Origin of the sequence: Rathayibacter sp. Leaf248 (assembly GCF_920939495.1) — a bacterium.
Taxonomy (GTDB): Bacteria; Actinomycetota; Actinomycetes; order Actinomycetales; family Microbacteriaceae; genus Rathayibacter; species Rathayibacter caricis.
In genome coordinates this window covers 1-1,253 of sequence record NZ_CAKLAV010000006.1, presented here as the reverse complement: position 1 = coordinate 1,253, position 1,253 = coordinate 1, and the positions used below count along the sequence as shown (strand labels likewise).

Below are 1,253 nucleotides of genomic sequence, written 5' to 3'. Positions count from 1 at the left end.
CGGAATCCGGTGGCCTGCACGACGACGTCGGCTTCGACGCTCTCGCGCTCCTTCCGGCGGCGCCCGAGGACGGCGACCCGACCGGTGGCGGTCTTCTCGAGCCGGTCGATCTCGAAGCGGTCGAGGAGGGTTATCGCACCGTCGCGGACGAGCTGGTGGACCGTGCCGCCGAGCTTGCCGCGCTCCTTCAGCTCGTCGTCGCCGGAGCCGAAAACCCGCAGCGGACTGGTGCCACGGATCGCCCAGGTGATGCTCGTGCCCGGTTCCTCGCGGGCGAGTCGAGCGAGCTTGATCAGAGTGTTCGCGGCGGAGTGGCCTGCGCCGACGACGAGGACGCTCTTCCCTGCGAACCGGGCGCGGTCGGCGCCGAGAACGTCGGGAAGCGCGTGGCTGAGGTGCTCGGCGACGTCGGCGGCGCCGATCGGATCGAGGCCGGCCGATGCGAGGGCGTTGGGGGTCGAGTAGGTGCCGGAGGTGTCGATCACGGCGCGAGCGGTGACGTCGGTGACGCCCTCCGGGGTGTCCAGGCGCAGCAGGAACGGGGTCCCGGCGCGGCCGGTGGAGCGGGTGCGGTCCATGCCCTCGCGGCTCACGGCGGTCACGCGGGAGCGGTAGCGGACGATCGGGGCGAGCTGCGGGGTCGCCGCGAGGGGCGCGAGGTAGTCGCGGACGAACTCGTGCCCGGTGGGCAGCTTCTTCGCTGCGGGAGCCTCCCAACCGCTCGCATCGAGCAGGCGTCCGGCAGCGGAATCGACCAGGTACTCCCACGGGGAGAACAGGCGGGTGTGTCCCCACTGCTGCACGGCTGCGCCTGCGCTGTCCCCGGCCTCGTAGACGATGACGTCGAGGCCGCGCTCGAGCAGCTGCGCGGCGGCCGCGAGACCGACGGGCCCGGCGCCGATGACGGCGACGGGCAGACCGGTGAGGCGGCGCTCGTCGGTGCGGGGCGGGACGGTCAGCAGCAGGGTCATCAGGTGCACTCCTCAATATCGACGGTCATCGATGGACCGAGTCTGCCTCGGCATATCGATGACTGTCAATGTATGGGAAGGTGGAGACATGGCGATGACCGAGCTGACTCTCACCGCGGCGGCGGCCGCGTGCTGCGCGCCGCTCGGGCGCGAGCCGCTGAGCGCGGAGGGCGCGGAGCTGCTGGCGCGGGCGTTGAAGGCGATGGCGGATCCGGCGAGGCTCCGCCTGGTGTCGATCGTGGCATCGAGCAGCTCGGGCGAGGTGTGCGTCTGCGACTTCAC

1 protein-coding gene and 1 pseudogene are annotated in these 1,253 nt (G+C 71.7%); one reads left to right on the top strand and one right to left on the bottom strand.

The window, feature by feature from the left end:
* A partial coding sequence (locus LRG51_RS19485; protein WP_230674288.1) for an FAD-dependent oxidoreductase occupies positions 1-971 on the bottom strand: 971 nt, incomplete at its 3' end.
* A gap of 94 nt (positions 972-1,065) precedes the next feature.
* Between LRG51_RS19485 and LRG51_RS19480 the strand changes: the two are divergent.
* Positions 1,066-1,253: pseudogene (locus LRG51_RS19480) on the top strand (transcriptional regulator); the annotation flags it as partial.